A 4954-nucleotide genomic window follows, 5' to 3' on the forward strand; every position below is an offset into this window, starting at 1 on the left:
TTCGAACGGCACATCCGCATTGGCGAACGCCGCGATATCCACCTGCCGCTGCCGCGCCAGCAGATCGGTGAACGCCTCACCACGATCGAGCTGCGTCCGGAACACCAGCGTGTTCACGAACATCCCGATCAGATCGTCGAGCGCTTGGTCGCCACGACCGGCGACGGGTGTGCCGATGGTGATGTCGTCGGCGCCGGACAGCCGCGACAGCAGTACCGCGAACGCGGTGTGCGCCACCATGAACAGGGTCGCCCCTTGCTGCTGCGCCAACTGTTGCAGGCCGGTATGGATCTCGGGATCTATCCGCACATCGACCCGGCCGCCCACATGGGACTGCACCGCGGGCCGCGGGCGATCCGCCGGCAGGTCGAGCTGATCCGGAATCCCGGCCAGCGCCGACTCCCAATACCCGAGCTGCTTCGCCGCCAGCGATTCCGGATCGGACTCGTCACCCAGCAGATTCCGCTGCCAGATACTGAAATCGGCGTACTGTACCGGCAACGGCGCCCACGCCGGAGCCTCACCCGCGGACCGCGCCGCGTAGGCGGTCATCACATCACGGGTCAACGGGGCGATCGACGAACCGTCGGTCGCGATATGGTGCACCACCAGCACCAGGACGAACTCGTCCGGGGTGCCGGCCGTATCGGCCACCTGGAGTAGCGCCACCCGGACCGGCACCTCGGCCGTGACATCGAAGCCCGTGGATGCCGATTCCGAAACGGCCGCGACGATATCCGCGGCGGCCACCGACCGCACCTCGAGTACCGGGGCGGCCTGCCCCACCGGCAATACCACCTGCACCGGGCCGGATTCGGTTTCCGGATACACCGTCCGCAACACCTCGTGCCGCGCCACCAGATCCGCGACCGCGGCCCGCAAGGCATCGACATCGAGATCGCCGGACAAGCGGATCGCCAAGGGAATGTTGTACGCGGCGGACGCGCCATCGAAGCGGTTGAGGAACCACATCCGCTGTTGCGCCGGCGACAACGGCGCCGCCGCCACCATATCGCCCGACAGCAGCTCCCGGTTCGGACGCGGCTGCGGCACCAGCGCCGGTCGGCCGCCGGTTCCGCTGTGCTCCTGGATCCGGGCGGCCAAGGCAGTGACGGTGGAGGTTTCGAAGAGCAGCCGGACCGCGACCGTCGTGTCCAGCGCCGACCCGAGGCGTGCGGCCACCTGTGTCGCGATCAGCGAATTACCGCCCAGCGCGAAGAAATCGTCATCCGCGCCCACGCGTTCCACATGCAGCACGTCGGCGAAGACACCGGCGACGATCTCTTCGATCGGAGTCGACGGCGCCCGGAACTCCCGGGTCTCGAAGGTCGGCTCCGGCAACGCCTTCCGATCCAGCTTGCCCGAAGTGTTCAGCGGGAACGCGTCCAACTCGACCACGGCCGCCGGGACCATGTAGGTCGGCAGCACCTCGCGCACCGCCTCCAGCACAGTGGCCGATTCGAGCTGCTGCCCGGGGGCGGGTACCACATAGGCCACCAGCTGCTCACCGAGCTGGGATGCGGCGACGGTCACCACGACCTGGCTGACCTGCGGCTGTGCCAGGAACGCGGATTCGATCTCACCGAGTTCGATCCGCTGACCACGGAACTTCACCTGGAAGTCGGTGCGTCCGAGGTACTCCAGAGCCGGCCGGCCATCGACCCGCTGCCAGCGCACCAGGTCACCCGTACGGTACATCCGGGCACCCCGATCGAACGGGCTCGCCACGAACCTGTCGGAGCTGAGATCGGGGCGGGTCACATACCCGCGAGCCAGCTGATCACCGGCCAGATACAGCTCACCGGTCACACCCCGGGGAACCGGACGCAACCGCGAATCCAAGACGTACACACGGCTGTTCCACTGCGGAACACCGATCGGCACACTCCCGGCCTCGTCGCCCGTGGCCTGCCAATACGTGATCGAGACGGCTGCCTCGGTCGGACCGTAGAGATTGTGCACCGTGGCGTCGGAGATGGCGTGCATCGCGGTGACGGTTTCCGGCGGCAACGCCTCCCCGATCGCGAAGATATGCCGCAGACTCGGGATCGACCCCGGCGTGGTGTGCGCGGCGAATACCGTCAACATCGAGGGCACGAAGTCTGTCACGGTGACCTGCTGCTCAGCGATCACCCGCGCCAGATACTCCGGATCGCGATGACCGTCCGGAGTCGCCACCACCAGGTGCGCCCCTGCGGCCAACGGCAGGAAGTAACCCCACAGCGAGACGTCGAACGTGGTTGCGGTCTTCTGCAGATACACCTCCGCGGAACCCATGGGGTATTCCGACAACATCCACGCGACCTGGTTCGCGATCGCCGAATGCGGCACCGCCACACCCTTCGGGCGGCCGGTGGAACCGGAGGTGAAGATGACATACGCGGTGTTCGACGGCCGCACCGGAGCTATCCGGTCGGCGTCGGTCACCGGCGAAGAAGCGAACCCACTGGTATCGAGAGTGTCCAAGGCGAGCACCGGTACGCCGGCGATCGCGTCCGATGCCGCACCGTCGGCCGATGCCGTACCCGCGTCGCCGCGAACGGTTTGCGCGTCGGCGGTGGTCGACAGCAGGCACACCGGTTCCGCCGTATCGAGGATGTAGCCGATGCGCTCGGCCGGATGCGACGGATCCAGCGGCACATACGCACCACCCGCCGCCACCACCGCGTACATGCCGACCACCAGGTCCAGCGACCGCGACACCAGCAATCCGACCAGCGACTCCGGACCCACACCCTGCGCGATCAGCAACCGCGCCAGGCGGTTCACCCGCTCCGAGAACTCGCCGTAGGTCAGGCTCGTTCCCTCGAACGTCACCGCCACCCGATCGGGGAAAGCGGTCACCGCCCGTTCGAACCCCTCCAGCAGCAGCCGCGGAGTGAAGGGGTACCCGGTGGCGTTCCACTGCTCGAGTACGAGGGTGCGTTCGGCCGCGCCGAGGATTTCCAGATCACCGACCGGGACGGCGGGATCCGCCACGATGCCACGCAACAACCGGGTCAGCCGATCGGCGAATCCTTCCACCGTGGCGTGATCGAACAAAGCGGTGGCGTAGTTCAGATACCCGTCCAACCCCAAGGGTGCGCCGGCTTCGTCGTAGGAATCGCCGACGATGAGGTTCAGGTCGAACTGTGACATCTCGGCGTCGAAGTCCACTGCCGATACCGTCAGACCCGGCAGAACCAGCCCGGCCGGCCCCATGTTCTGGAAGGTCAGCCCCACCTGGAACAACGGATGCCGCGCGGTCGAGCGAACCGGGTTGAGCACCTCGACCAGACGCTCGAACGGCACATCGGCGTGTGCGTAGGCCGCGATATCGATTTCGCGCTGCCGCGCCAGCAGATCGGTGAACGCCTCACCACGATCGAGCTGCGTCCGGAACACCAAGGTGTTCACGAACATCCCGATCAGATCATCGAGTGCCTGCTCACCACGACCCGCGATCGGCGTACCGATGGTGATGTCGTCGGCGCCGGACAGCCGCGACAGCAGCACAGCCAGCGCCGAATGCACCACCATGAACAACGTGGCACCCTGCTGCCGGGCGACCCGCAGCAGCCCGGCATGGAGTTCGGGGTCCAGGCGTATCTCGACGCGGCCACCGGCGAACGACTGCGCCGCCGGGCGCGGCCGATCCATCGGCAGGTCGAGCTGGTCCGGGATTCCGGCCAGCGCCGTTTCCCAGTACCCGAGCTGCTGGGCGGCCAGCGATTCCGGGTCGGACTCGTCGCCGAGGAGGGCACGCTGCCAGATGCTGTAGTCGGCGTACTGCACCGGCAGCGGCGCCCAGCCCGGCGCCTCGCCGGCGGCGCGCGCCGCGTAGGCGATCATCAGATCCCGCGTCAACGGCCCCACCGAGGACCCGTCACTGGCGATATGGTGCACCACCATCGCCAGTACGAACTCCCCGCGCACCCCCGCAGTACCGGTGGCCCCCGAATCGGCATCCGCTGTTTCGGGCGGTCCGTCCACGTGGAACAGCGCCACCCGCAACGGCACCTCTGCTGTCACATCGAAACCGGTCGATGCCAGCTCCGACACCGCGGCGATCACCTCGGCGGCAGGCACCGAACGCACCCGCAGGCCCGGCCCGGCGTCGCCGACCGGCAGCACTACCTGCACGGGACCTGATTCGGTCTCCGGGTACACCGTCCGCAGCACCTCGTGCCGCGCCACCAGATCCGCGACCGCCGCACGCAAGGCGGCGATATCCAGTTCACCGGACAGCCGGATCGCCATCGGCAGGTTGTACGCGAGTGACTGCTGATCGAAGCGGTTGAGGAACCACATCCGCTGCTGCGCCGACGACAACGGCGCCGCCGCCACGACCTCACCCGACGGCAAGGTCGCGCTCGAACGCTGCTGCGGGACCAGTGGGATGCGGCCGCCGGCACCGGCCTGTTCCTCGATCCGCGCGGCAAGCGCGACTACCGTCGACGCTTCGAACAGCGTCCGGACCGGGACCTGCGCATCCAACGCCTTCCCGACCCGGGCCGCTACCTGGGTCGCGATCAGCGAGTTACCACCCAGAGCGAAGAAATCATCATCGGCACCGATACGCTGCACACCGAGAACATCGGCGAACACACCCGCCACGATCTCCTCGATCGGAGTCGACGGGGCCCGGAACTCCCGAGTCTCGAACTCCGGCTCCGGCAACGCCTTCCGATCCAACTTGCCCGAAGTATTCAACGGGAACGCATCCAGTACGACCACAGCCGCCGGAACCATATAAGTCGGCAGCACCTCACGAACCGCCTCCAGCAGGGACGTCTGCACAACCCCGTCCCCGGGGGCCGGCACCACATAGGCAACCAACTGCTCACCCAACTGGGAAGCAGAAACCGTCACCGCGGCCTGACTGACCTGCGGCTGCGCCAGGAACGCCGACTCGATCTCCCCCAGCTCGATCCGCTGACCACGGAACTTCACCTGGAAATCCGTACGCCCCAAA

1 protein-coding gene is annotated in these 4954 nt (G+C 67.4%); it reads right to left on the reverse strand.

Going from position 1 to position 4954, the window contains the following annotated elements; all coding sequences use genetic code 11:
• A partial coding sequence (locus QH195_RS26335; protein WP_348537359.1) for an amino acid adenylation domain-containing protein occupies positions 1–4932 on the reverse strand: 4932 nt, incomplete at its 3' end.
• Positions 4933–4954 lie beyond the last annotated feature (22 nt).

This window comes from Nocardia carnea (genome assembly GCF_029868855.1).
Taxonomy (GTDB): domain Bacteria; phylum Actinomycetota; class Actinomycetes; order Mycobacteriales; family Mycobacteriaceae; genus Nocardia; species Nocardia carnea_A.